This window comes from Sneathiella litorea, from assembly GCF_009882915.1.
Classification (GTDB): Bacteria; Pseudomonadota; Alphaproteobacteria; order Sneathiellales; family Sneathiellaceae; genus Sneathiella; species Sneathiella litorea.
The window spans coordinates 694,837-717,785 of the sequence record NZ_WTUW01000002.1 but is presented as its reverse complement, the minus strand read 5'-3'; the positions used below and the strand labels follow the sequence as shown (position 1 = coordinate 717,785).

Below are 22,949 nucleotides of genomic sequence, written 5' to 3'. Positions count from 1 at the left end.
TTGTACTCCGGTTGGTCAGCTATTGCCGGAGAGCCAGGGGGCAACCGGCAGGTTCTTTTCGGTCAGCATATCAATGTCCATCAATTTGCTAAAGTATTTTTGCGCCGTATCGCACAGAACCGTGACAATCGTATGTCCCGGGCCCATTTCCTTCGCCATGCGGATGGCGCCGGCGACATTGATGCCGGAGGAAAGGCCGAGTTGCAGGCCCTCATGAATGTTCAGGTCATAGAGCACATTGAGCGCCTCGACATCGTCGATCTGGAACGGCAGATCGATGTCCAGCCCTTCCAGGTTGGCGGTGATGCGGCCCTGTCCGATCCCTTCGGTGATCGAGCTGCCCTCGGACTTCATTTCACCATTCTTGTAGTAGTTATAGAGCGCCGCGCCCATCGGATCGGCAAGGCCGATCTTGACGTTCGGGTTCTTCGCCCGGAGTGCCGTCGCGACGCCCGCCAGCGTCCCGCCACTGCCGACCGCACAGATAAAGCCATCCACCTTGCCGTCCGTCTGATCCCAGATTTCTGGGCCCGTTGTGTCGATATGGCCCTGACGGTTTGCGACGTTATCAAACTGGTTGGCCCAGATGACGCCGGCGGCATGGGTTTTTGCCATTTCCTCGGCCAGGCGGCCGGAATATTTGATGTAGTTGTCCGGATCCTTATAGGGTTTCGCCGGGACGAGGCGCAGATCCGCCCCGCAATAGCGGAGCAGGGCCTTTTTCTCGTCGGTCTGGGTTTCCGGCATGACGATAATCGTCTTGTAACCCTTGGCATTGGCAACAAGGGCGAGGCCAATGCCGGTGTTGCCCGCAGTTCCCTCAACGATCAGGCCGCCGGGCTTGAGCAGGCCTTTTTCTTCTGCATCCTTGACGATGGCAAGGGCCGCGCGGTCTTTCACCGATCCGCCGGGATTAAGGAATTCAGCCTTGCCGTATATGTCACACCCGGTTGCCTCTGAGGCGGCGGTCAGGCGGATAAGCGGCGTGTTGCCAATGCTGTCGATAAAGTCTTTGCGGATTTCCATGGGGATGCTCTGTGGTTTGTAGTTATTACCAATTCATTGTTGTTAATCTGGCAATTTACCGCGCCATGGTCAAGCTTTGGGCGGAAATAATTTCAAGCAGATTTTTTGTTCCTTAATTACGCGTCAGTGGTGTTGTTCGTTTACTATCAGTTGACGAAATATAAGTAATGTTTTATACTATAAATAGTATTTATATGTTAAATATATTCTGTTTATGATTTTATTGTTGTCTGAATTTGCCTTTTAAGCATTTCATCCACGAAAATTCTCTTCCTCTACAGGCGCGGCAAATCGAATTACTTTTTTGACATTCCTGCGCGTACACAGTTCCGACTGCGTCACTCACCACGGAACGGCAGAATGCCCTCCGTGGCTGGTTTCCATGAAAACGATAACCCAGCAATCCTATGAATGAGAGGAAATATGAATTGTAAATCGAATGGCGCTCGCGATGTTCGGGATCTTCCCGCATCGCATAAACCAATGGACCATTTATCTGCGTCGAAAACTGGCGATACTCCAAAAAGCTTTAAGGCCAGTCAGCGCGCTGGCCCAAAAAACAGACTGCGCAAATCACGCAGCAGGTCACGGGAGCCCAGTTTCCACTTGATTTTGACAGAGGAGAGGCAAATCCGGGCCAGCGAAATGATCGCGCGCGGATTTCATCTTCGCACGGCGGGCCTTGGTATGAGAACGCAATCCTATAATTGGCAACCATCGTCCAAGGGTAACATGGAGGATTGGCAAGTAGATGTCATGCGCCGCTTTATGCGCTGGGCGGTTGCCGCGCAGGCGGCGGGAATTCTGGTTTCTGTCGTCCTGGACATCATTGTTTTCGGGAAAAGCTGCCGGACCGTAGATCGAGAGCGGCAGAAGCGTAATGGATTTGCCCGCGCGCAACTTCTCAAAGGCGTGGAACTTTACAATAGAGTCTAAAAACACTAAATAATAGAATACAGTTGACAGGTGGGGAATATTAAACTATACTGATAGTCATAGTCGGAAATTGGGTCCAGCGAAATCAAAGTATTTCACTGGGCCTTTCTTTTTGGAAAAATAACCAATTAAAACAACGAAAATTTTCCCTGACCCCTAACGGGAAACTCCCGTAAGAATATTTCCTTCGGCCTGAAATATTATTTGGGCGGGGTGATATCTGGCGAGATAAACACCTAAAGATAGAAATTAATAATGTTCAGTTAAGAATTGAGGCTTCCGGTATGACAACTATCGAGCTGTTAAAATCTGCCCTGCATAACAAGATCTGGCGCCGCAATGTCGCCCTGCCGCTGCTGGAGGAAATCAAGCAGGTGGGGCGGATCAATGACATTGTGGCCCTCTTGGGATCGGTCTTCCAGAAGAAGGAGGAGGAAACCGTGCGACGCTTCGTTGCTGATGTCTTCGCCGGGGAAATTCTGGAGATTGCCGATAGCGCCAATGACAATGCGGCGCAAACAGAACCAAAGGAAAATATCGCTCGTTCCAAGCTGCGGATCGATACGCGCAAATGGCTGATGGCGCATTTTGCGCCGGCGCAATATGGGGACGGCGCGGCCAATGACAAGGGCAAGCGTAGCTTCCCTGTGCCTCGTCTGTACCTGCCGGAAAATGGCCGTGATTAAACCGCAGCCCGGCCCGCAGGAGATGTTTCTTGGCACTTCCGCCGATATCGCCATCTATGGCGGCGCGGCCGGTGGCGGCAAGAGCTTCGCCCTGTTGATGGAGCCCCTCCGTCATGCGGTGCGGGGAGAATTCAAGGCGGTGATCTTCCGCCGCACCTCGAAACAGGTGCGGAATGAGGGCGGTCTCTGGGACGCCTCCGCCGCGCTTTATGGCACCCTCGGCGGTCAGGCGAAGGAGAGCGAGCTCAGCTGGAAGTTCCCGAGCGGCGCCTCGATCAGCTTCGGCCATCTGGAGCATGAAAAGAACAAATATGACTGGCAGGGATCGGAACTGGTCTTTATCGGCTTTGACGAGCTAACCCATTTTACTGAAACCCAGTTCTTCTATCTGTTGAGCCGCAACCGCTCCACCGGGCGGGCGCGGCCTTATGTGCGGGCAACCTGTAATCCGGATGCGGATAGCTGGGTCGCCGATTTTATCCGTTGGTGGATCGATCCGGAAACCGGCTATCCGATTTCCAGCCGCTCTGGAGTCTTGCGCTGGTTCGTCCGCGATGAAGACAGCCTGATCTGGGGCGAAGACAAATGCGCGCTGGAGGCAGCGCATCCCGGGCAGATCGCCAAATCCGTGACCTTTATCGCGGCCTCGATAGAGGATAACCGGGTGCTGATGGAACGGGACCCGGGTTATCGGGCTAACCTTGCGGCGCTCTCGACTGTCGATCGGGAAAGGCTGCTGAAAGGGAACTGGAAAATCCGCCCTGCGGCCGGCGCCTATTTTCGCCGTAGCTGGTTTCCGGTTGTCGAGGCGGCTCCGGTGTCGGCCCGCCGGGTGCGGGGCTGGGACCTGGCGGCAAGCCATATGGAACCGGGTGCGTCTCCGGACTGGACGGTCGGGGCACGGCTTGCGCGCGATGCGGGCGGGGTCTTTTATGTCGAGCATGTTGAACGGCTGCGGGGCTCGCCAAACGAAGTCGAACGCGCCATCCGCAATCTCGCGATGAGTGACGGGCGGGAGGCGGAAATCGCACTTCCGCAGGACCCGGGACAGGCCGGCAAGGCGCAAGTTCAGGCGCTGGTTCGTCTGCTCGCGGGCTTCCGGGTAAAAAGCCAGCCCGTAACGGGCAGCAAGATTGTCCGCGCCATGCCGTTCTCGTCGCAGGCCGAGGCGGGCAATGTAAAGTTGGTCGAGGGGTCGTGGAATGCGGATTTTCTTGCTGAGCTTGAGAATTTCCCCACCGGCCGCCATGACGATCAGGTCGATGCGGTCTGCGAGGCGTTTCACGCGCTGACCCAAGTTTCACAGAAATCACAACGGGATATGTATTCATGAACGATCCTTCCACATCCTCCCAGCTGTATGATGCGATGGCCGCGCGCTGGGCGCTGCCGAAGGCGCTGATGGGCGGGACGCTGGCCATGCGGGCGGCGGGTACGCGCTATCTGCCGCGCCATCCGGCGGAGAACAGCGCCATCTATACGGAGCGGGCGAGCCGGACCGTGCTGCGCAATCATTTCCGCCGTACGGTGAGCCGCCTGGTCGGCCGCATCTTTGCCGAACCGTTGATCCTTTCCGACGATATGCCGGAGGAGATGGTCAGCATTTTGCGCAATATCGATCTGGTGGGGCGCGGCCTCAATGTCTTTGCCCGCGACTGGTTCGAGGATGCGCTGGTCTTCGGTCTCTCGCATGTGCTGGTGGATTTTCCAGCGGCGGTGGACGGCCAGTCGCTCGCCGAGGAGCGGGAGCAGGGCGCGCGGCCCTATGCGGTGCATGTCCGGGCAGATCAACTGATTGCCGCACAGTGGGATGTCCGGGGCGGCGACAAGGTGCTCACGCAGATCCGCATCCGCGAGAAGGCGCTGCGCTATCACGGCTATGAGGAGCGGGAGGAGGAGCAGATCCGCGTGATCGAGCCGGATCACTGGCGTCTTTACCGTATGGATAAAAAAGGCGTCTGGCAGGAGTCGGACGCCGGGGAGAATACCTTGGGCCGTATTCCGCTCGTCACGCTATATACCGCGCGGACAGGATTTTTGCAGGCCGAGCCGCCGCTTGAGGATCTCGCCTTTTTGAATTTGGAGCATTACCAGATCCGCTCCGATCAGCGCAACGCGCTCAATGTCGCGTCCTTCCCGATCCTCGCGGCCTCCGGCTACAACCCGGAGATTGACGGCCCGATCGAGGTTGGCCCCAACAAGGTGTTGACCACCAGCGAGAGCGAGGGCAAATATTACTATGTCGAAAGCTCCGGCGCGGCGCTGGAGGCAGGCGCGAAGGAGCTGGAAGCGCTGGAAAAAGCCATGCTGCTGTTCGGGTTGCAGTTTGAAACCCCGAAGGAACGGGAGACGGCAACCGGCCGCGCGCTGGATGCCGCCGATGCGCTCTCGCCGCTGTCGGCCATGGCGATGAATCTGGAGGATAGCCTCAACACCCTGCTGTCGTTGTTCGCCTCCTGGATGGAGATGCCGCTCACCGGCAGCATTGCAGTTGCGGCGAAATCTGGCGCGGCGCAGGCGAGCGAGCGCGATCTTGACTTCCTGCTGGAGGCGCGCCGCCTTGGCGATGTAAGCGGGGAGGAACTGATCCGCGAGGCAAAGGCGCGCGGGCTTCTTGGCGACAGCTTACAGGCGAACGCCGCCGCCGACTAGCGCCGACACGATTTGATCTTTTAATTTGCAGGGCCCCGTTTCGGGGCTTTTTTATTGAGGTTTTCCATGTTTGACTTTCCCAATGACGTAACCGACCTGAACGAGGTGCCGGAAGCCTATCGCAGCCTTTACCAACCGGGGGAGGAGGGGTTCACCCTCGACCCTCATCTGGCAGAGAAGCTGGATGTCTCCGGGCTGCTCTCGGCGCTGGAGAAGGAGCGCGGCAATGCGCAAAATTTCGAGAAGGAACTGAAGGCCTGGCAGACGCTCGGCCGTGATCCGGAGACTGCATGGGCGAATAAGCAGAAGGCGCTTACTGCGGAATTTACCGAACAGTTCGACGCGATCCTGGCGGAGAAGGATGAGGAAATCGCCCGACTGAAAGAGCGAAATGCCGACTTCCTGATCACGACCCATGCAACAGAAGCCCTGCTCAAAGCCGGCGGGAGCGTCGAGCTTCTGATGCCCCATATCCGCGCCGCCGTCACTTTGGTTGAGGAGGAGGGGGCGCCATCCCTTCGAATTATTGATACCGACGGCTCCCTCCGCGAGAAGGCGGAAGGGGTGCCCCTGACTGTTGAGGATCTGGTAGCGGAAATGCGCAGCTCCCCCGTCTTTGCCCGCGCCTTCAACCCGACCGGCAGCAAGGGAAGCGGCATGGACCCGAGCGGGGTTCCCGTCAATCTCGCGACCATCAACGGACAGAACCAATGGGCGCTCAACGCCCGGATCGAGGATATCGCCGCCGGGAAGGTATCGGTCTCGATGTAGTGAACCAAGTCCGCGAGAGGCGGCACGGGTCCGGGATGGGCCCCATCTATATTTCAAATTCCCAATCTGGAGATATGACAATGGCAAATGATATCTCGGCCGCCATGCCGAAGATCCTTGCGCGCGGCCTGATGGCCCTGCGCGAACAGACCGTGATGCCCCGCCTCGTGAATGGCGATTTCAGTGCCGATGCGGCTGAGAAGGGCGACACCATCGATGTGATCCTGCCGTCCGACCTGACGGCGGATGACGTGACGCCCGGCACCACCCCGCCGACACCGACCAGTTCAACGCTTGAGAAGGTGCAGATCGAGCTTAACAACTGGAAGAAGGCGGATTTCTATCTCACCGACAAGGAAATGATGGAGGTCGAGGCGCGGGAGAATTTCATGCCCGTGCAGGCAAGCGCGGCTATTCGTGCGCTTGCCAATGCGGTCAACCAGTCGATCCATGCGAAATATACCGGCATCTATGGTCTGGTCGGCACGGCGGGCACGACACCCTTTGCGTCGGATGCGAGCGATGCGACGGCAGCCAGAAAGCTGCTGCTGGAGCAAAAGGCCCCGAAAGAGTACCGCTATGGCGTGCTTGATTTCGATGCGGAATCCAACGCGCTTGATCTTGCGGCCTTCGCCGATGCGGACCGAGCGGGCAGCAGCTCCGCCAAGATCGAAGGCGAGATCGGCCGCAAATATGGCATCGACTGGTACAGCGATGATCATGTTGCCACCCATGTCACCGGGGCGGAGGGAACGCCGCTGGTGAAAGGCGGATCGCAGGCAGGCACGACGCTCATCGCCGATGGTTTTACGACCAAGCCCGCCGTCGGGGATATCTTCACCATAGATGGCGATACGCAGCAATATGTGGTGCAGGCCGCAACGGACCTGTTGGGCACGGAATCGACCCTGACCATCGCCCCGGCGATTAGTTCCGCGCCGTCGGATAACGCGGCAATGACCTTCGTCGATGATCATGTGGTCAACCTGGTGTTCAACCGTGACGCCTTTGCCTTCGCCAACCGTCCGCTGGCCCATAGCACGCAGGACATGGGACTTGGCAGCCAGATCCTGTCGATGACCGATCCGATGACTGGCATCTCGCTCCGCCTTGAGGTGGCGCGACAGTACAAGCAGGTCGTCTGGGAGTTCGACATTCTCTGGGGTGTCGCGCTGGTCCGGCCCGAGCTGGCGGTCCGTCTCGCTGGCTGACCGGAGTGGGGAGCGGTGCGAAACATCGCCGCTCCCTTTTTCTTTTCTGATCTAGCAGGAAAAAATCCATGACCTTGATAACCGAAACCGGCAGCGGCGTGACCGGGGCGACGAGTTACGTGTCCCTTGACGAGGCGGACAGTCATTTCACTGCGCTTGCCAATGATGACTGGACCAGCGCCACGGACGGCCAGCGCGAACTTGCCCTGATCCGGGCGGCCCTGCATATCGACAGCTATCTCTATCCCGGCAGGGTCCTTGATTGGGATCAGGGCCTGAAATGGCCGCGAAGTGGCGCCTATGACCGCGACGGGCGGGCCATGACCGGCATCCCTCATGCGCTTCGCACCGCGACGTTGGAGCTTGCGGATATTTTTCTCCGCGATCCCAACGGCCTCGATGACCGGCAGATAACACGGCAGAAAATCGGCCCCATTGAGATGACGTATGAGGAAGGCAGAAAGCGCATGAGCTTCGTCTTTCGCCTGCTGCAACAGATCGGAGCGCGCGCCCAGGACAGCCAGATGGTGAGGGGATAGCCATGCGTCATGACATGATCCGGCAGATGGTGCGCGATCTTTTCGATACCATCGGCGAGGTGGCCGTGAGCGCCACACTCCGTCAGAAGACCCAAGGCGCGTATGAGCCCGGCAGCGGCGCGAGTGAGACAACAACCGACACCACCATCCGACTGGTGAGGACGGAGAAATCCCTCTCCGACACCGCAAATGCGGTGGGCACGCCAATAAACCCCACGCTCCATCACGCGCTGATCGAATGCGAGGACGTGACACCGAAAGCGGATGACGACCTGATTATCGGCTCTTCGACTTTCACCCTGCTGCAGGCGGTTGCCGTCGATACCGGCGCGAGCATTCTTTACGAGGTGAGCTATCAATGAGCTATCGCAAAATTCAGGCGGCGCTGGATGCGCGGCTTCAGGCTTATGAGTCTGACGATGTGGCCTTTCCGGGCGCGCCTTATTACCCCGCCCACGGCACGGCCTATCTGGAAGTTCAGTTCCTGCCCGCCCCGGCGGAGGGAATTTTCTTAGGCGTTAGCGCGGTGGAGCTGCATACGGGCGAGTATCGCATCACCGTGCATGACGCCGACATGACTGCCGCCCAGAGCCGCATCGATGCCCTTCGTGCCCATTTTGACAAGGGCCGGGTGCTGACCTTCGACAGCCTCGATGTGTATCTCGATGGGGCGTCCCTCGGTGCCAATGAGGGAAATCTCAAGAAAGTCGCCCTGCCGCTCAGCATTTCCTGGCGCAGCTATTTTTAAGGAGCGAAATCCATGACTTTTGCCACCGGAGCCCGGCACGGGCTGAGTTATATCGCCGAAGAAACCTTCGGCACGACGCCGTCCTCCCCGGACATGACGGCGATCCGCCATACGGCTTGTAGCCTCGGCCTCTCCAAGACGACACTGGAAAGCGCGGAAATCAGGAGCGACCGGCAGATCGCTCATCTGCTACACGGGCAGAAGACCGTCTCCGGCACGATCGAGACGGAACTTTCCTATGGCGCGTTTGATGACCTGCTCGCCACTGTGATGCAGTCAAGCTGGTCATCGGATGTGTTAAAGGCGGGGGCGAGCCAGCCGAGCTTCACTTTTGAGCGGGCCTTCGCCGACATCGGGCAGTATCAGTTGTTGACCGGCTGCGTGATCGACCGCCTGCGCCTCAACGTCCGGCCCGACCGGCTAATCACCGGCACGTTCGGCGTGATCGGCAAATCCTCCGCGATCAGTTCCTCTTCCGTGGATGGCAGCCCGACGGCCGCCGCCGCTAATGACCCGATGGACAGTTTCTCCGGCTCGCTGGAAGAGGGGGGCAGCAGCATCGGTATTGTTGTCGGGCTGGATCTGAATATCGATAACGCCCTGGAGCAGGCCTTCGTCATTGGGGAGGATGAGGCAAGCAGCCTCCTCGCCGGGCAATCGCGTATTACCGGGGAGATCACCACCTATTTCGAGGACGCGGCGCTGCTGAACAAATTTGCCGCCCGCACCGAGAGCAGCCTCATCCTGACCTGCAGCGGGGACGGCGGCAGCCTGAAATTCGTCCTCCCGCGGATCGTCTACACCGGGGCGGAGAACCCGACGCTGGGCGCGGGGCCAATCACCCTCTCGCTCCCCTTCACCGCGCTCTATGACAGCGATGAGGCGACCAATCTCAAGATCACCCGGACAGCCGCTTAAGAGGTGTAATATGCCAAAGAATGTATTTGATGTCGCGGCCTTCGATCTGAAGGTCCGGTCGGAGGCGGGCGCGCCGCTCACCCTCCGTCATCCGAAAACGGGAGAAACGCTTCCGGCCGTTATCTGGCTGCAGGGCGAGGATGCGGAGACTTACCGCAAATGTCTCCGCGCGCAGATTGACCGGCAGATTGCGGAACGGAAATTGGAACTGACCGCGGCGGAGTTGGAGGAGCGGTTGATTGAACGGCTCGCCGCGATCACGCAGCGTTTTGAGAATATCGAGTTCGATGGCGTCACCTACGACACCACGCCCGCGAATGTCATAAAACTCTATCGGGAACATCTCTGGATACGGGAGCAGGTCGCCGCCTTCGTGGAGGACCGGGCCAATTTTTTGCCCTGACCGCCGCCCGGCTGAAGGACTGGGCGGCGCATCAGTTTCATCTGGCAGAGGAGGTGGGCCCCGGTATCACCCGAGCGGCGGCTCATCAGCAGCTTGCCAAAGTAACGGGCCGGAAGATTGCGGAGACAGAAACGCCCGCACCGCCGCCTTCCTGCCTTGCTCATGTATGGAGCTGGTTTATGGCGCTTTTGCCCCTCCATGCGGCGGGGGTTCTGCCGCGCCCAGCAGCAATTGCGGAGGATATCGAGGCGCGCTTCGGCCTTCACCCCACGGGATTTGAGATCGCGCTCCTCCTCGATCTCTTCGCGCTCTGGCAGCGGAAAGCAGCGATGCATAAAAAGGATTTGGAAAATGGCAAATAACAGTGATTTCACCGCCCTCGGCGGGCTGGACGGGTTGCTCAGAAATCTCGACACGCTCGGCGACAAGACCCGCAAGGCAGAAAAAGAAGCCGCGCGCCTGACGCAGCAGTTTTCCGGCTTGCAAAACGGGCTTGCCAGCTCAAGCGGGACGGGCGGTTTCGTTGATGATCTGAACGCCGGCCTACAAACCGCGAAGGAGGAAATGACTGATTTCGCGGAGATTTCGGGCAAGGTCGCGGCGGGTATCGGCACCGCGTTCGAGGGCGCGTTCGAGAAACTGCTCCTGTCGGGCAAGGATTTCAAGACGGTCCTGCAAGGGCTGGAAGCCGACCTCATTCGCCTCGGCACAAAGACCTTTACCTCGACGGCGGGTCAGAGCCTTGGCGGATCGGGCGGGTTGCTCACCGAACTTGCGGGTGCGTTTTTCGGCGGCGGTGGCGGTTCATCGCTCACCAGCCTGATCCCCGGCTTTTCGACCGGCGGGCAGTTCACCGTCGGCGGCGCGACAGGGGTGGACCAGAATCTTGTGCCCCTCCGTCTGACGCGGGGGGAGCGGGTGACGATCGAAACCCCGGCGCAGCAGCGGCAAGCGAATAATGCCACAGCGGCACCCGTCATCAATATGGCGTTCAATATCTCGACGCCCGATGCGGCGAGTTTCCGCCTCAGCCAGACGCAAATCCAGGGCGAAGCGCTTCGTCAGGCACAACGCAGCCTTAGAAGGAACGGTTAAACCATGAGCTTTCATGACGTCAGATTCCCGACCCGCATCTCCTATGGCGCAGTGGGCGGGCCCCGCTTTTCGACCACGGTGCAGATACTGAACTCCGGGTTTGAGCAGCGCAATATCAACTGGGCGCAGGCGCGGCGCGAATATAGCTTCGATATCAGCCCGAGCCGGGGAGAGGACTGGACCACCGTCCTCAATTTCTTTCACGCCCGGCGCGGGCGGGCCTATGGCTTTCGCCTCAAGGATTTCTCGGATTTCGAGCTTGCCGAGCAATCCATCGGCACCGGGGATAACAGCACCACCGAGTTCCAGATTTTCAAGCGCTATATCGACGATGATGAACTTGCCCCGCCCTATGACCGGGAGCTGAAGAAGATCGTCGCCGATACAGTGGAGGTGTCCGTCGATGGCACACCGCTGGCCAGTGGCTGGAGCGTGGATGAAACGACCGGCATCCTTACCTTCGATGTTGCGCCCGTGACGGACGCGGATATCGCGGTGGCTTGTGAGTTCGACGTGCCGGTCCGCTTCGATACGGACTTGATGCAGGCCGCCATTCCGGGGCCGGACATCCATCACTGGCAGAGCGTTAAACTGGTGGAGATACGGATATGAAGTCTCTCAGTGCGGCCCTGAACAGCCATATCGCCGGGGAGGTGACCACACTCGCGACCTGCTGGGCGCTGACCCGGCAGGACGGGACGGAAATGTTCTTCACCGATTTCGATGAGGATCTGGTGATTGACGGCGACACCTATCTGGCGGCGAGCGGCTATTCCCGCTCGGCCATCGCCAATAGTAGCAGCTTCAGCGTCGATAACCTTGATATCATTGGCAATCTCACCAGCGATGTCATCCGCGAAGAGGATCTTTTCGCCGGACTCTATGACTTCGCCGAGGTGCGGATTTTCATGGTCAACTGGCAGGATCTTTCCCAAGGCACCATTCCGCTCCGGCGCGGCTGGATCGGGGAGGTTTCAGCGCAGGACGGGGCCTTCACGGCAGAGCTACGCGGCCTTGCCCAGGCACTTCTCTATGAGGTGGGGGAGGTTTATTCCCCCCTCTGCGGCGCGGACCTCGGCGATAGCCGCTGCGGTGTGGATGTGGAGGCGATCACGCAAACCGATGTGGTGGCGAGCGTCACTTCGCGCGACCTGTTCACGCTCACCGACTATAACGGTGCGGATGATGTGCTGAATGGCGGGGTGCTGACCTTTACCAGCGGTGCGAACGTCGGGCGCTCTTGCGAAATCCGTGACTGGACGCAATCGGGCAAGACGCTGACCCTTTATCTGGAAATGCCGTATGAGGTTCAGGCGGGAGATGAGGTCTCCTTCTTTCCCGGCTGCGACAAGCGCTATGCGACCTGCCGCGACACCTATTCGAACCATCTCAATTTCCGCGGCTTTCCGCATATTCCGGGCACCGATGCCCTGCTGGAGACCGGCGATGCATGAGCGCGATGACATTATCACCGAGGCACGCCGCTGGATCGGCACGCCCTGGCGACATCAGGGGCGCAGCCAGGCGGGCGTCGATTGCGTCGGGCTGGTCGTTCTGGTGGCGCGCACTCTCGGGCTGGAACCGGAGGATGTGACCGGATATACGCGGCGGCAGGATGGCCGGGCGCTTCTACGCTATCTTCACAAACAACTTGAGTTAAAACCAGTAACTGACTGGAGAATAGGAAATATCGGTGTTTTTAAGGAAAGCGCCTTTCCTATCCATGTCGGGTTTTTAAGCGAACGCGATGGAGTGCCGACGGTCATCCATGCCCATGCCCGGAGAAGGCAGGTGATCGAGGAAGCACTGCTCCCGTACGGCGCGCCCTTCGTGGTTTTCTCATTTCCGGAGGTTCATTAATGGCGACTTTGGCACTTGGACTCGCAGGCGCCGGTATTGGCGCCGTAACCGGTGTCGGCGCCGGGGCTGGTTGGCTCCTCGGTACGACGTTGGGCCGCGTTCTCTTCCCTGAAGAAGGCAATTCATCCTCCGCCACGCGGCTCACCGATCTCAATGTCACGGGTGCAAGCTATGGCGCGGCGATCCCGCGTCTTTATGGCACCATGCGCCTCGCCGGGAATATTATCTGGGCGGGCGAGCTTAGAAGTGAGGCTGTGACCAGCAGCAGCGGCGGCGGCAAGGGCGGCGCGGGCGGCTCATACCAGGTAACCGGTTACAATTATTACACCAGTTTCGCCGTTGCTATCTGCGAGGGAGAGGTATCGAACCTCCTTAAAATCTGGGCCGATGGGGAGGTCATCTATGATGCGGGCGCGGAGGGGGACGTGATCGCCTCCGACGTGCGGTTCCGCTTCTACCCCGGTGATGAGGACCAACTCCCCGACAGTGTTATCGAGGCGGCGGAAGGGGAGGACAACACGCCCGCCTATCGCGGGCTTTGTTATCTGGTGTTTGATGATCTGTCGCTTTCCTCTTTCGGCAATCGCATCCCGAATATCGAAGTGCTGGTCACCACTGAGGGCGTCGGCGCCTATCCGGTCACGGATAGTGAAATTGCCTCCGTCGATGCGGGCAGCTTTGCCTATGACGCGGAGCGGGGCCTTGTCTACAGCTATGAGGTGGTGGGCGGTGTCGATATGGTCCGCAAGATCGATGCCCTGACGCTGGAGGAACTCGCGACAGCCGAGGTGGAGACGGACTTTCCGCGCCTTCCCGATGCGGCGATCGGGTTTTCGCGGGATCGCAAGGGCAATTTCTGGATCGGGACGGGCGCGGCCCTGCTCGCCGGGCGGCAAATCCATCACGTGAACGGCGAGACAATGCAACTCAACGACAGCGCCGATCTACCGAGTGGCGTGGGTGCCATCACCCATTCGACCGATATCATCAACCCGCTTAACGGCGCGCAGTTCCAGGTCGCCGGATCGCAGCAGAGCTATCAGGTGGTGATCTTCGATGAGGCGCTGGAGGTGGTCGATACCATAACAACAACCGCACGCGGTTGCACAGGTGCGGTAACGGATGCGGATGAGGCGGCCTGGGTCGTCCTGTCCGGCTGGGCGACCGGCCCGGTGTTCAGCGACCTTGAGATCGTCCGCGTGTCGGTTTTCGGAAGCCCGGGTGTTTCGGGCACGGACTATTCCGTCGAGAGTGAGATTTTTACCATCGCCACCGCCGATCTCACGCCACTGGGCGGGACGGGGAGCGAAACCAACAATATCACCCGGCTGGTTGCCTATCTGCCCGCGAGCGATGAGCTTTTGTTCCAGAATGATTACCGTATTTTCAAATGGTCGACGCGTACCCATGAAATCACCGCCAGTCGCGATGTAAGCGATTTGAGCGGCAGCCTCTCCCTTGTCCATACGCATAACGGCAGCGAGATCGTCTTTATCAGCGCCGGGCGCTATGCAGTGTATTTGAGCGCCGAGACGCTCGAAGAGCTGGAGCGGGTCGATCTTTATGAGTTCGATGGGGTTAGTGCGTCCGTCAATGGCGTCTATGACGCGGCGACGGACAGCCTGTTCGTTTTCAACAGTTCCTTCGGGGTGAAAAGGCTTTTCTTGCGCCGCGCGAGCGGGGCGGGGGCCGAGCTTGCCGATATCGTCAGTGACCTCTGTGCGCGTGGGCGTCTGACGGATGAGGATGTCGATGTCTCCGCCCTTTCGGGCAGCATACCGGGCTATCTGGTGAGCCGCCCGATGTCGATTGCCGAGGCGCTGACCCCGCTCAGCGACTATGCCTTTTTCGATGCGGTGGAGAGCGGCGATATGCTGAAATTCATCCCCCGCAATCAGGCCGACAGCGGCGTGACCATCACGGATAAGGAGATGATCGCGCCGCCCGCCATGCGCCGGTTGCAGGAAAGCGAACTGCCGGAGAAGATATCGCTCTCCTATCTTGCGTCCGATGCGGGCTACCAGATCGGCACCCAGTCGGAGAAGCGCGCCTTCCGTCCCGTCGCCACCATGTTCGGGCGCAACCAGATCGCGCGGGATCTGCCGATGGCGCTGACCGCTGATCTCGCGCGGCAGGCGGCGGCGAAAACGCTCTATTCCGCCTGGGCCGAGCGACAGACGGTGAGCGCGTCGCTGCCGCTGAAATACCTTGCGCTCGACCCGGCCGATGTGCTGAGCCTTGAGATCAACGGAGCGACCAGCAGCGCCCGGCTGATGCAGTCCCATTTCGGCGCGGATATGACGATTGAGACCGAGGCCGTGACCCTTTCCCCCTTGAGCTATGACGCGGCGGAAGTTGGCGATGCGGGTTCGGGCTATGAACAGGTGCTGATCCGCAAGGGAAGCTATGCGGAGTTGTTCCTCCTCGATCTGCCGTTGCTCAGGGACCAGGACGCGACGGCGGGGAACGGAAGCCGCTTCTATTTCGCCATGGATGGCTATCAGTCCGGCTGGACCGGCGGCACCCTCTATTCCGCCTTCGATGAGGACAGCTATCAGGTGGAGGGCGCAATCAGCAACGAGGCTGTCTGGGGCGTGACGCTAACTGCCCTTGGTGATACGACGGCGCCGTTTCAGACGGATGAAACCAACAGCCTCGATATCCGCTTTGTGAGCGGCGGGGACGAACTCGAAAGCATTACCTCATCCGCATTGTTGAACGGCGGGAATGCCCTGCTTGTCGGCGAGGAGATTATCCAGTTCGCTAATGTGTCGGAGAATGCGGATGGCAGTTATCGCCTCTCGACCCTTCTGCGCGGTCGCCGCGGCACGGAAGGGGCGACCGGCTCGCACAAGGTGGGGGAGCGGGCGATCCTGCTGCGCTCCGGCGATATCGGGGGTGGCTTTGCCGCGATCAATACAATCGATATGCCGCGCCGCTGGAAAGCGGTGGGGGCGGGCCGCCTGATTGAGGAGGTTTCGCCAACCATCAAGGCCCTGACCGGCAATGACCTCAAACCTTACGCACCGGTCCATATTACGGGAGAGCGTGACGGCGGGGACCTCTCCTTGAGTTGGCAGCGGCGTACGCGGATCGGCGGCGGCAGTTTGAGCGGCGGCGTCCCGCTCTCCGAAGCGTCGGAGCGGTATGAGCTGGTCTTTACCTATGACGGGGAGAGTGTCTCCAAATTCGTGTATGACGTCACGGAATATACCTATGAGCTGGCCGACTTCAACGCGGATTTCGGTGCTTCCGAAGTCGCGGTGCCGGAGCTTTCCCTTACCCTTTATCAACTTTCTGAAACCATAGGCCGGGGTTTTCCGGCAACGGAGATTATCTAGCATGTCAGAACTTGATTTACCGCAGATCGCCGAGAGCCAGGCACTTGCCTACGTCACCTCCAACGACGCGGACGCAAAGCTGGAATCCGCGCTCTGTGATGAGATTGCGAGCCATGATCCGAGCGCGGGCGACATAACGCTCAGCGATGCCGAGTTCCGGGAAGCCTGGCACCATGTCATCGGCGGCAGCCCCTCTGGCGGCTTTAACTTCATCGTGCCGGAGATCAAGCGCCCCTTCATGGTGACCAATGCGAGCGGGGAGACGGCAACGGTCAAGACCGCTTCCGGCGCGGCGGGGCAGGTGCTGGACGGGGAAACCCGGCTCTTCTATTGCGACGGGACGGATGTCCTCGGCCTGACGGACAGTACCTCGGGCGGTGGGGGCGGCGGAACCCACGCAGGGGCGCTGGTCAAGATGAGTTCCAACCAGAGCATTGCCGACAGCACCAACACTACGCTCAACTGGGCGAGCGAAAGCTATGATACCGACGATTATCACGACAATTCCACCAACAACAGCCGCCTGACCGTACCGAGCGGGGTGTCGAAAGTGATCGTGAGCGGGCAGGTCCGCTGGGACAGCAATTCGAGCGGCACCCGTGAAATCCTGCTCGAGAAAAACGGATCGAGCAGTTTCGACGGTCGCCCGTTCGAGCATATCGACGCGCAAACGAACCGCACCATGCAGAGCTTTGTCTCGCCGGTGCTGGCCGTCACACCCGGGGATTATTTTGAATTGGTCGCCTGGCAGGACAGCGGCGCCAGCCGGGACATCGAAAGTCATGTCGCGACATGGTTCAGCATTCAGGCCATCGAATAGCATTGAGGTTGCAAGGGGAGGAAAGATGAAAAATCTGATTTATTCAGCGGTCTTCGGGGCCGCTTTTTTTATGGGCGGCTTAACGGCTTCGGCAACGCCGATCTGCCTCCCGCGCAGCGAACTTGCGGTGCATCTCGCGGAGAAGTACGGCGAGATGCTGATCGCACAGGGCCTCAATAACCGGGGCGCGCTGGTTGAGATATTCGCGACGAAATCACGTGACCGCTGGACACTGACAGAGACAGATACGCAAGGGATGAGCTGCCTGAAAGCGACGGGTGACTATTGGAACAGTATTGGTCTTCGCAGGACGGGTGCGCCAACACAACCTGCCGCCTTTAATCCGATGGCAGTAAGTCCCAAGAGAGGCGCCCCATGACTAACCTGGAACAGGAAATCGGCGCCATGCGGGTCCGGATCGAGAATCTTCATCTCGACATGGTGGAACTGCGTGATGACGTCAAAAGCCTGACCCTGCAGGTCAGCATGGGGCGCGGCGCGCTGAAGGTTATCGGTATCACAGGGACTGTCGTTGCGGCGTTAACCACCTTTGCCGCCTGGCTGGGGCAGGCCTTCCGGCCCTTCAATCTGTAAATTGACAAGGAGAGAACATTGGGCGCGTTTGTCACATCCGGCGAATTGCCGAACATCATCTGGCTTGCGGTTGAGGGGCTGACCTGTCTTGTCACGCTGGCGACGCTTGTCACGGCGCTAACGCCAACACGCTGGAACATGCAGTGTCTCGATCGGCTGTTCCAGATGCTTAACCTGATCGCCGGGAATGTCGGCCATAACCGAAACGCCGACGACAGATGACGCTGTTTGAGGCGGCCATCTGCGCAAAAATTGCCTATGACCCGAACGGGGCGGAGCGGGCGGCACGGCTCGGTTACAGCTATCAGGCTATCCGGGGGCGGGATCATTTCGCCTGGGTTGGGCGCAAGGCCGGGGTCACCATCGTTGCCTTTCGTGGCACGGCGTTGTTCGGGCGGGAGCTGCGAAGTTATCGCAGCAATCTCTCCACCGACCTGATCCCCTGGGCAGGAGATGGGCTGGTGCATGAGGGCTATTATCAGGCGCTTTGGCAGGTTCTGGCAGCGGTCCGGCGGGAGTTGAAAGGCGCGCAAGAGATTATCCTCACCGGTCATTCCATGGGCGCGGCACTGGCGACACTGGCGGCGATGCTATTGGAGGCCGAGCGGGTTTATGCCTTTGCCAGCCCGCGCCTTGGTAACCGGGAGTTTGCCCGGGCTTATCCTCGCGATATCCGGGTTACCCGCTACGTCAATCGGTGCGATGTCCTCGCGCGGTTACCGATATCGGGAGAGGTGCAGGGAAGTGATCCTCTTGTCAGGGAGCCTTATTACCATATTGGCCGAACCGTTCGCCTTCCGGGCTTCGGCCATTCCATCAGCGCCTATCTTTCCGGCATTCGTATGCGCCGGAGCGGGCAGTACCAAGTTCATCAACCGCAATAGTGAAGGAGTTCTATGATGAGAACAGTGCAACAACTCAAAATCAAGGATGAAGAAACCAGTGCACCGGACAGCTTTATCGAGGAAACGGCAGAAGCAGCCTATCTTGTGAATCCCGAGGAAGATGATGAGGTGGAAGCGAACGATAACTTTCCTGCCCATGAAATCCTGCAGGGATGTATCTGGCGCGATACGGAGAGTTCGCAGCAAAAAGTTGGTCTACTCGAAGAGAGCAGCTTTGGCGATCGCGAAGAGGATGTGAGCCGGCGGGGGGAACTCGATTTTTCAGATGACCGACACGGCGCCCGTGGCTTCCTGGATGAAGAAGCAGGGATGGACATCGGCGAAACCGGCCTGTAGCAGAGGAGAGTACCCGGTCGCTATTTCTGGTTGGCAATCGCGAGGCCGATACCGGCAGCAATCATGAAGATGCCGGTCATTTGATTGCGAATCCGTTGAAGTCGAATCATCACCGGCTAAAGCGCCCCCGCGAGTATCGCCCAAAGAATGTCTTCCGAGGTCAGGATATCTGCGGCAATTTCGCGCAATGCGCCGATACCGAGCACGACCAACAACAACTGAAACCCAAGGCCGACCATGGTGCCGGCTACCGTGAAGAGGCCCTACAACGTATCGTAGCGCAGGGAATTGGCGATTTTCAGCGCAATAGTCGGATCCGGAATGGTAGTCCGTTCAAGGAGGGACAAGGGCTAGGAAGAGAAGAGAATTTATTTGCTAAAATTACTATATATTAGGGTTTCGACAATTGAGGTTTCATAAAGCTGTCACATGGATCAATTAATTTTATTAGAGATCGAAAATATAGAAAACTTTTACGATCATCCAGAGGTTGATTGGCTGTGCGGATTTCATTTGGTGTTTTGTTGATTTTTATTAACTATAACCAAAAAAACACTGGATTTTCAGCAAAATACTGGTAAAATTTACACATAATTACTAAAAAAATGTGTCTTTTGTTGTATTTCCAACAGTTGATTTTCCAACAATAAGTTGATTGGACAAAATTTATTTTGAATGGAGACATGTCATGTCTTTCCAGCATCTGAACCTTAAACTCGTGACGTTAGCTGTGGGTCTTATCGTCATCCTAATTCTAGCATCTTTATTGAGCGCCAATGAAAAGGTAAAGGCAGCCCCTTCGACGGTTGACTGTGTCAAGTCCCTGTCCACACAGGCGCCTACATGTGCAGGGGGCACAAACGCTATTCGCACTGCAAGCTCAACGGTAACGGCCTGGTTCCTTCCGCTACACAAGGAGCCGGAGGGCGGAAGTAGCGCCATCATCTCAAGCAGCACTGACAAGAAGGTCGCACAGGAAAGCAGACTTCCCGCCGGTGGTTTTGCCCTGGAAGCGCTGATTCTGTTTGGGGCGGCATTCGCTGGCATCGTTTTTCTCGGTCGGCGGAGAAAGTAGCCCTTCCGCAAATATCAGGTTCAAGCAGAGCTAAAAAGCAGGCGGCCAATCGAGTATTGGCCGTTTTTTATGGAAATGCTCGCGATTTAAGCTTTGATTAGGGTCTCGGTGCTAGCCTGCCGTGCATGGAAATTACGCATACAGTTAAGCCGACGGCCTGTCTCCTGGAAGCTTTCCGCTTTGTGATCCATCATCGCTGGGCCTGTATGTTCCGGGCTGTGCCGGTGGTGATGATGACGGGGCTTATTGCCTGGCTGGAGACAAATATTCTGGCGCCGGCGGAATATTTCCGCCTGGTCGTGAACGATATTTTCTATGCCATCTTTGCCGTGTACTGGCATCGGTATACCGTTTTCAAGTTTGAACGGAGGAACCCGGCCTTCGGCCTGCATTTCGGACTTCGGGAAATCAAGTTTGCCGGGGCAATGCTTAGCTATGTGGTTGTGACCTATGTTCTCGCGAAGGCCTATGTGGTGAGCGGGGGCGATGGTTCCAGCGCGTCAATCGTGTTGTTCGTGACGTTGCTGTGCCTGTGCTTCATGCCGCTGATGTTTATTTTTCCGGCTATTGCCCTGGATCAGCCGCTGGCCCTGAAAGAGTTTGCCCGGACTATTATCGACATGTTCCTGCCTCTTGTGGGGACTTTCCTGTTAGGACTGGTGGCGGTGGTCGGGCTCTATGTCCTGATATATATGCCAATGCTGCTGCTGATACTGCTTAACAAGCCGGAACTGGCGGGGATCGTGTTTTTCGTGCTGTCCAGTTTCCTGATCATGCCCTTTATCATGGCAGTGTTTTTATCCTTTCTCTCGATCCTGTATCGGGAAACCATCGGTATTCAGCCCATTAATTACGGCGCACCTTATTGAGGCTTGCCCGCGGCGGCCGTTTTTCCTACCCTTGCTGAAAAAGGGTGCGGCCATCTGCCGGCCCGCCAGTAACCATCATGCCGCCGGACAGCGTTCCTCCTTCGTCCGGCCCGTACAAGAAAGAAAAGAAAATGGCACGAAAAATAGGAATAGTCGGGGCAGGGGCGATCGGTGGATATTTCGCCCTCCAGCTGGTGGAAGCAGGATATGACGTCGTGGTGCTGGCGCGCGGAAAGAACCGCGACGTGCTCTCCACGGACGGGCTCACGATCACCTCGGAGAAAGGCACGCAGAACGTCAAATTCGCGGCTGTCTCGGACAGTCCGGCGGAACTGGGTGTCTGTGATGTGGTCTTCTTCACCGTGAAGGGCCAGTCCACCGATCAGGCGGCGGATGACATGCGTCCCATGATCGGGCCGGAAACCGAAATTATCAGCCTGCAGAATGGCCTTTACGGGATTGAGCGGCTGGCCGAAAAATATGGCGAGGACCGGGTCTCGCCGGGCATTACCTATATTCCGGCGGTGGTTGAGGCGCCGGGCCAGATCTTGCGGACGGGCAGTCTGACCCGGACAGTTTTCGGCCCCTATCACCCACGCGATACGGCGATCCATGAGGAGCTGGCGGCGGCACTTCAGGCGCACGGGACCGATGCCTTTGCGCTCAAGGAACCGATGAAGGAAATCTGGTCGAAATATGTCGTTCTGGCACCTTTTCACATGATCGGTTGCCTGACCCGTCTGCCCGTCGGGGGCTGGATTACCACTGTAGAAATGCAGGACCTGTTACTTCGCGCGATGAAGGAGGTTTGCGCGCTCGGTCGCGCCAAGGGTGCAGATGTGCCCGATACCATCGCGGAAAAGCAGGTGCATTTTGTCATAACCAAATCCAATCCGGCGACGAAGGCGTCAATGCTGGAGGATCTGGAGCGGGGCAAGCCGCTGGAGCTGGAAAGCATCGTCGGATGGCTCTGTCGGGAGAGTAAGCGCCTCGGCCTTCAAAGCCCGATCCATGATATGGCCTATGCGCTTCTGCTCCCGCATAAAGAGGGCCGCAATACGGCCTAGCCCCCGGGCAACGGATATTTTGCAGAAAGACTGACACTCCGGCCTAGCGGCCGGGAACTGCCGCCTGATGTCAGGCGGCCGCGCCTGCCTGCGCGTAGACCAGGCAATCCACTCGACATAATGCAGGGAACCTTCGGCATGATCATCGACGATCTGCGCGGGCTTGTCGTGCGCCCGACATTGACCGCGCTTCAAATGGGCGGGGAGGCGGCGGAAAATCTCGTTCTCGGGACCGGCCTTGTGGAAAGTGGCTTTCGCGCTCTCCGGCAGGTTAAGGGCCCCGCTCTCGGTGTCTATCAATGTGAGCCCGCGACCTATGACGATATTCTCCGCTATCTCGAGCGGCGGGAGGATATTGCAAGGCGGCTACGCCCGCTTGCCGCGGGCGACTGGCCACCGACGGCAGAGCAGCTTGTCTGGAACCTTAAGTTCGCGACTGCGATCTGCCGCATTCATTACTGGCGGAAACCCGGGGCGATCCCCACCGACAGGGCGGGGCAGGCAGCCTATTGGAAACGACATTACAACACCGCGCTCGGGCGCGGCACGGTGGCACGATATATGAAATGCGCCCGTCCTCTAACAGAAGGAATAATTTCATGAAAGACTATTTGAAGGGAAAGAAAACCTATGTAACGGCGTTTCTCGCCATTGTTGCAGCGGTGGGTAGCTACCTGCTCGATGAAATCGCGATGCAGGACATGATTGAGGCGGTTTTTGCGGCCTTAACCGCCATGACCATCCGCGCCGCCATCTCGACGGAGGCTCTGAAATGAGGCGTCTTCTTGTTGTCGCGCTGCTGTTGGGCCTCGGGGCATGCGCGTCGCCGCTGGGGACGCTCTCGGCGCGTGATCAGTTGCTGGTGACCTGCGATGGCCTCGCCACCACCATGGGGATCGTGAAGAACTATATCCTTGATGGCACCATCGACAATCCTGCCACGCTGCACGATATCCGCAACGCCTCGGTCATTGTCGAGGAAAGCTGCACCTCCAATATCGATCATACCACGGCGCTGAGCCGTCTTGCCGGGCAGTCGGTGATATTACTGGAGGCGCGGATCATGGCCGAGACTGAAACCGGGGAAAGGAGCTAGC

At 58.4% G+C, this 22,949-nt stretch carries 31 protein-coding genes; 29 read left to right on the top strand and 2 right to left on the bottom strand.

All coding sequences use genetic code 11. The features are described from left to right. Positions 1–15: 15 nt before the first annotated feature. The gene (locus GQE98_RS09730; protein WP_161315451.1) at positions 16–1,026 is read right to left on the bottom strand and encodes a cysteine synthase A; all 1,011 of its coding nucleotides are present in this window, start codon (positions 1,024–1,026) and stop codon (positions 16–18) included. Between the two features lie 423 nt (positions 1,027–1,449). On the opposite strand from GQE98_RS09730, the gene GQE98_RS09725 reads away from it, so the two are divergent. From GQE98_RS09725 to GQE98_RS09615, 23 genes are all read left to right on the top strand, one after another. Beyond that, the gene (locus GQE98_RS09725; RefSeq protein WP_161315450.1) at positions 1,450–1,962 is read left to right on the top strand and encodes a hypothetical protein; all 513 of its coding nucleotides are present in this window, start codon (positions 1,450–1,452) and stop codon (positions 1,960–1,962) included. 284 nt (positions 1,963–2,246) lie between these two features. Continuing rightward, entirely contained in the window at positions 2,247–2,648 is a 402-nt protein-coding gene (locus GQE98_RS09720) for a terminase small subunit-like protein (RefSeq protein ID WP_161315449.1), read from the top strand. After that, positions 2,641–3,981 (top strand): phage terminase large subunit, encoded by a 1,341-nt coding sequence (terL, locus tag GQE98_RS09715; protein WP_202526215.1) that lies wholly within the window; start codon positions 2,641–2,643, stop codon positions 3,979–3,981. The genes GQE98_RS09720 and terL overlap by 8 nt, the downstream gene beginning before the upstream one ends. Continuing rightward, on the top strand, positions 3,978–5,300 hold the full coding sequence (locus GQE98_RS09710) for a DUF4055 domain-containing protein (protein ID WP_161315447.1): 1,323 nt from the start codon (positions 3,978–3,980) through the stop codon (positions 5,298–5,300). The genes terL and GQE98_RS09710 overlap by 4 nt, the downstream gene beginning before the upstream one ends. 66 nt (positions 5,301–5,366) lie before the next feature. Continuing rightward, positions 5,367–6,071 carry a hypothetical protein gene (locus GQE98_RS09705; protein ID WP_161315446.1) on the top strand — a complete coding sequence of 235 codons (705 nt, stop codon included), beginning with the start codon at positions 5,367–5,369 and terminating at the stop codon, positions 6,069–6,071. After that, positions 6,011–7,282, top strand: coding sequence for a major capsid protein (locus tag GQE98_RS09700; RefSeq protein ID WP_161315445.1), 1,272 nt, complete (start codon positions 6,011–6,013; stop codon positions 7,280–7,282). The genes GQE98_RS09705 and GQE98_RS09700 overlap by 61 nt, the downstream gene beginning before the upstream one ends. 68 nt (positions 7,283–7,350) lie before the next feature. Next, positions 7,351–7,821, top strand: coding sequence for a DnaT-like ssDNA-binding protein (locus tag GQE98_RS09695; protein WP_161315444.1), 471 nt, complete (start codon positions 7,351–7,353; stop codon positions 7,819–7,821). 2 nt (positions 7,822–7,823) lie between these two features. Continuing rightward, positions 7,824–8,183, top strand: a complete 360-nt coding sequence (locus GQE98_RS09690; protein ID WP_161315443.1) for a hypothetical protein — start codon at positions 7,824–7,826, stop codon at positions 8,181–8,183. After that, entirely contained in the window at positions 8,180–8,569 is a 390-nt protein-coding gene (locus tag GQE98_RS09685) for a phage tail terminator-like protein (RefSeq protein WP_161315442.1), read from the top strand. Before GQE98_RS09690 ends, GQE98_RS09685 begins: the two co-directional genes overlap by 4 nt. A gap of 12 nt (positions 8,570–8,581) precedes the next feature. Continuing rightward, entirely contained in the window at positions 8,582–9,487 is a 906-nt protein-coding gene (locus tag GQE98_RS09680; RefSeq protein ID WP_161315441.1) for a phage tail tube protein, read from the top strand. A gap of 10 nt (positions 9,488–9,497) precedes the next feature. Further along, entirely contained in the window at positions 9,498–9,890 is a 393-nt protein-coding gene (locus tag GQE98_RS09675) for a hypothetical protein (RefSeq protein WP_161315440.1), read from the top strand. Between the two features lie 53 nt (positions 9,891–9,943). Further along, complete coding sequence (locus GQE98_RS09670; RefSeq protein ID WP_161315439.1) at positions 9,944–10,252, top strand: hypothetical protein; 309 nt, start codon at positions 9,944–9,946, stop codon at positions 10,250–10,252. Further along, positions 10,242–10,985 carry a hypothetical protein gene (locus GQE98_RS09665; protein ID WP_161315438.1) on the top strand — a complete coding sequence of 248 codons (744 nt, stop codon included), beginning with the start codon at positions 10,242–10,244 and terminating at the stop codon, positions 10,983–10,985. Before GQE98_RS09670 ends, GQE98_RS09665 begins: the two co-directional genes overlap by 11 nt. Positions 10,986–10,988: 3 nt before the next feature. Continuing rightward, complete coding sequence (locus GQE98_RS09660) at positions 10,989–11,597, top strand: DUF2460 domain-containing protein (RefSeq protein ID WP_161315437.1); 609 nt, start codon at positions 10,989–10,991, stop codon at positions 11,595–11,597. After that, the gene (locus GQE98_RS09655) at positions 11,594–12,439 is read left to right on the top strand and encodes a DUF2163 domain-containing protein (protein WP_161315436.1); all 846 of its coding nucleotides are present in this window, start codon (positions 11,594–11,596) and stop codon (positions 12,437–12,439) included. The genes GQE98_RS09660 and GQE98_RS09655 overlap by 4 nt, the downstream gene beginning before the upstream one ends. Further along, positions 12,432–12,845: an NlpC/P60 family protein gene (locus tag GQE98_RS09650; RefSeq protein ID WP_161315435.1), complete on the top strand. Its 414-nt coding sequence runs from the start codon at positions 12,432–12,434 to the stop codon at positions 12,843–12,845. The genes GQE98_RS09655 and GQE98_RS09650 overlap by 8 nt, the downstream gene beginning before the upstream one ends. Then, positions 12,845–16,186, top strand: coding sequence for a phage tail protein (locus GQE98_RS09645; protein ID WP_161315434.1), 3,342 nt, complete (start codon positions 12,845–12,847; stop codon positions 16,184–16,186). The genes GQE98_RS09650 and GQE98_RS09645 overlap by 1 nt, the downstream gene beginning before the upstream one ends. Before the next feature lies 1 nt (position 16,187). Then, positions 16,188–17,006 (top strand): hypothetical protein, encoded by an 819-nt coding sequence (locus GQE98_RS09640; RefSeq protein ID WP_161315433.1) that lies wholly within the window; start codon positions 16,188–16,190, stop codon positions 17,004–17,006. Between the two features lie 25 nt (positions 17,007–17,031). Next, positions 17,032–17,385, top strand: coding sequence for a hypothetical protein (locus GQE98_RS09635; protein ID WP_161315432.1), 354 nt, complete (start codon positions 17,032–17,034; stop codon positions 17,383–17,385). Then, a complete protein-coding gene (locus tag GQE98_RS09630; RefSeq protein WP_161315431.1) occupies positions 17,382–17,600 on the top strand; it encodes a hypothetical protein in 219 nt (72 codons plus the stop codon). Before GQE98_RS09635 ends, GQE98_RS09630 begins: the two co-directional genes overlap by 4 nt. An 18-nt stretch (positions 17,601–17,618) precedes the next feature. After that, on the top strand, positions 17,619–17,822 hold the full coding sequence (locus GQE98_RS09625; protein ID WP_161315430.1) for a hypothetical protein: 204 nt from the start codon (positions 17,619–17,621) through the stop codon (positions 17,820–17,822). Then, positions 17,819–18,484, top strand: a complete 666-nt coding sequence (locus GQE98_RS09620; protein ID WP_161315429.1) for a lipase family protein — start codon at positions 17,819–17,821, stop codon at positions 18,482–18,484. Before GQE98_RS09625 ends, GQE98_RS09620 begins: the two co-directional genes overlap by 4 nt. Before the next feature lie 12 nt (positions 18,485–18,496). After that, complete coding sequence (locus GQE98_RS09615; RefSeq protein ID WP_246157254.1) at positions 18,497–18,841, top strand: hypothetical protein; 345 nt, start codon at positions 18,497–18,499, stop codon at positions 18,839–18,841. Positions 18,842–18,957: 116 nt separating this feature from the next. Here the strand turns inward: GQE98_RS09615 and GQE98_RS18280 are convergent, their stop codons facing one another. Beyond that, on the bottom strand, positions 18,958–19,080 hold the full coding sequence (locus GQE98_RS18280) for a hypothetical protein (RefSeq protein WP_281351268.1): 123 nt from the start codon (positions 19,078–19,080) through the stop codon (positions 18,958–18,960). A gap of 449 nt (positions 19,081–19,529) precedes the next feature. On the opposite strand from GQE98_RS18280, the gene GQE98_RS09610 reads away from it, so the two are divergent. From GQE98_RS09610 to GQE98_RS09585, 6 genes are all read left to right on the top strand, one after another. Continuing rightward, positions 19,530–19,916, top strand: coding sequence for a hypothetical protein (locus GQE98_RS09610; RefSeq protein ID WP_161315427.1), 387 nt, complete (start codon positions 19,530–19,532; stop codon positions 19,914–19,916). 125 nt (positions 19,917–20,041) lie between these two features. Then, positions 20,042–20,785 (top strand): hypothetical protein, encoded by a 744-nt coding sequence (locus tag GQE98_RS09605; RefSeq protein WP_161315426.1) that lies wholly within the window; start codon positions 20,042–20,044, stop codon positions 20,783–20,785. Positions 20,786–20,916: 131 nt separating this feature from the next. Then, positions 20,917–21,852 carry a ketopantoate reductase family protein gene (locus GQE98_RS09600; RefSeq protein ID WP_161315425.1) on the top strand — a complete coding sequence of 312 codons (936 nt, stop codon included), beginning with the start codon at positions 20,917–20,919 and terminating at the stop codon, positions 21,850–21,852. Positions 21,853–21,990: 138 nt separating this feature from the next. Then, entirely contained in the window at positions 21,991–22,455 is a 465-nt protein-coding gene (locus GQE98_RS09595; RefSeq protein ID WP_161315424.1) for a hypothetical protein, read from the top strand. Then, the gene (locus GQE98_RS09590; RefSeq protein WP_161315423.1) at positions 22,452–22,628 is read left to right on the top strand and encodes a hypothetical protein; all 177 of its coding nucleotides are present in this window, start codon (positions 22,452–22,454) and stop codon (positions 22,626–22,628) included. Before GQE98_RS09595 ends, GQE98_RS09590 begins: the two co-directional genes overlap by 4 nt. Further along, positions 22,625–22,948 carry a hypothetical protein gene (locus GQE98_RS09585; RefSeq protein ID WP_161315422.1) on the top strand — a complete coding sequence of 108 codons (324 nt, stop codon included), beginning with the start codon at positions 22,625–22,627 and terminating at the stop codon, positions 22,946–22,948. Before GQE98_RS09590 ends, GQE98_RS09585 begins: the two co-directional genes overlap by 4 nt. Position 22,949: the final 1 nt, after the last annotated feature.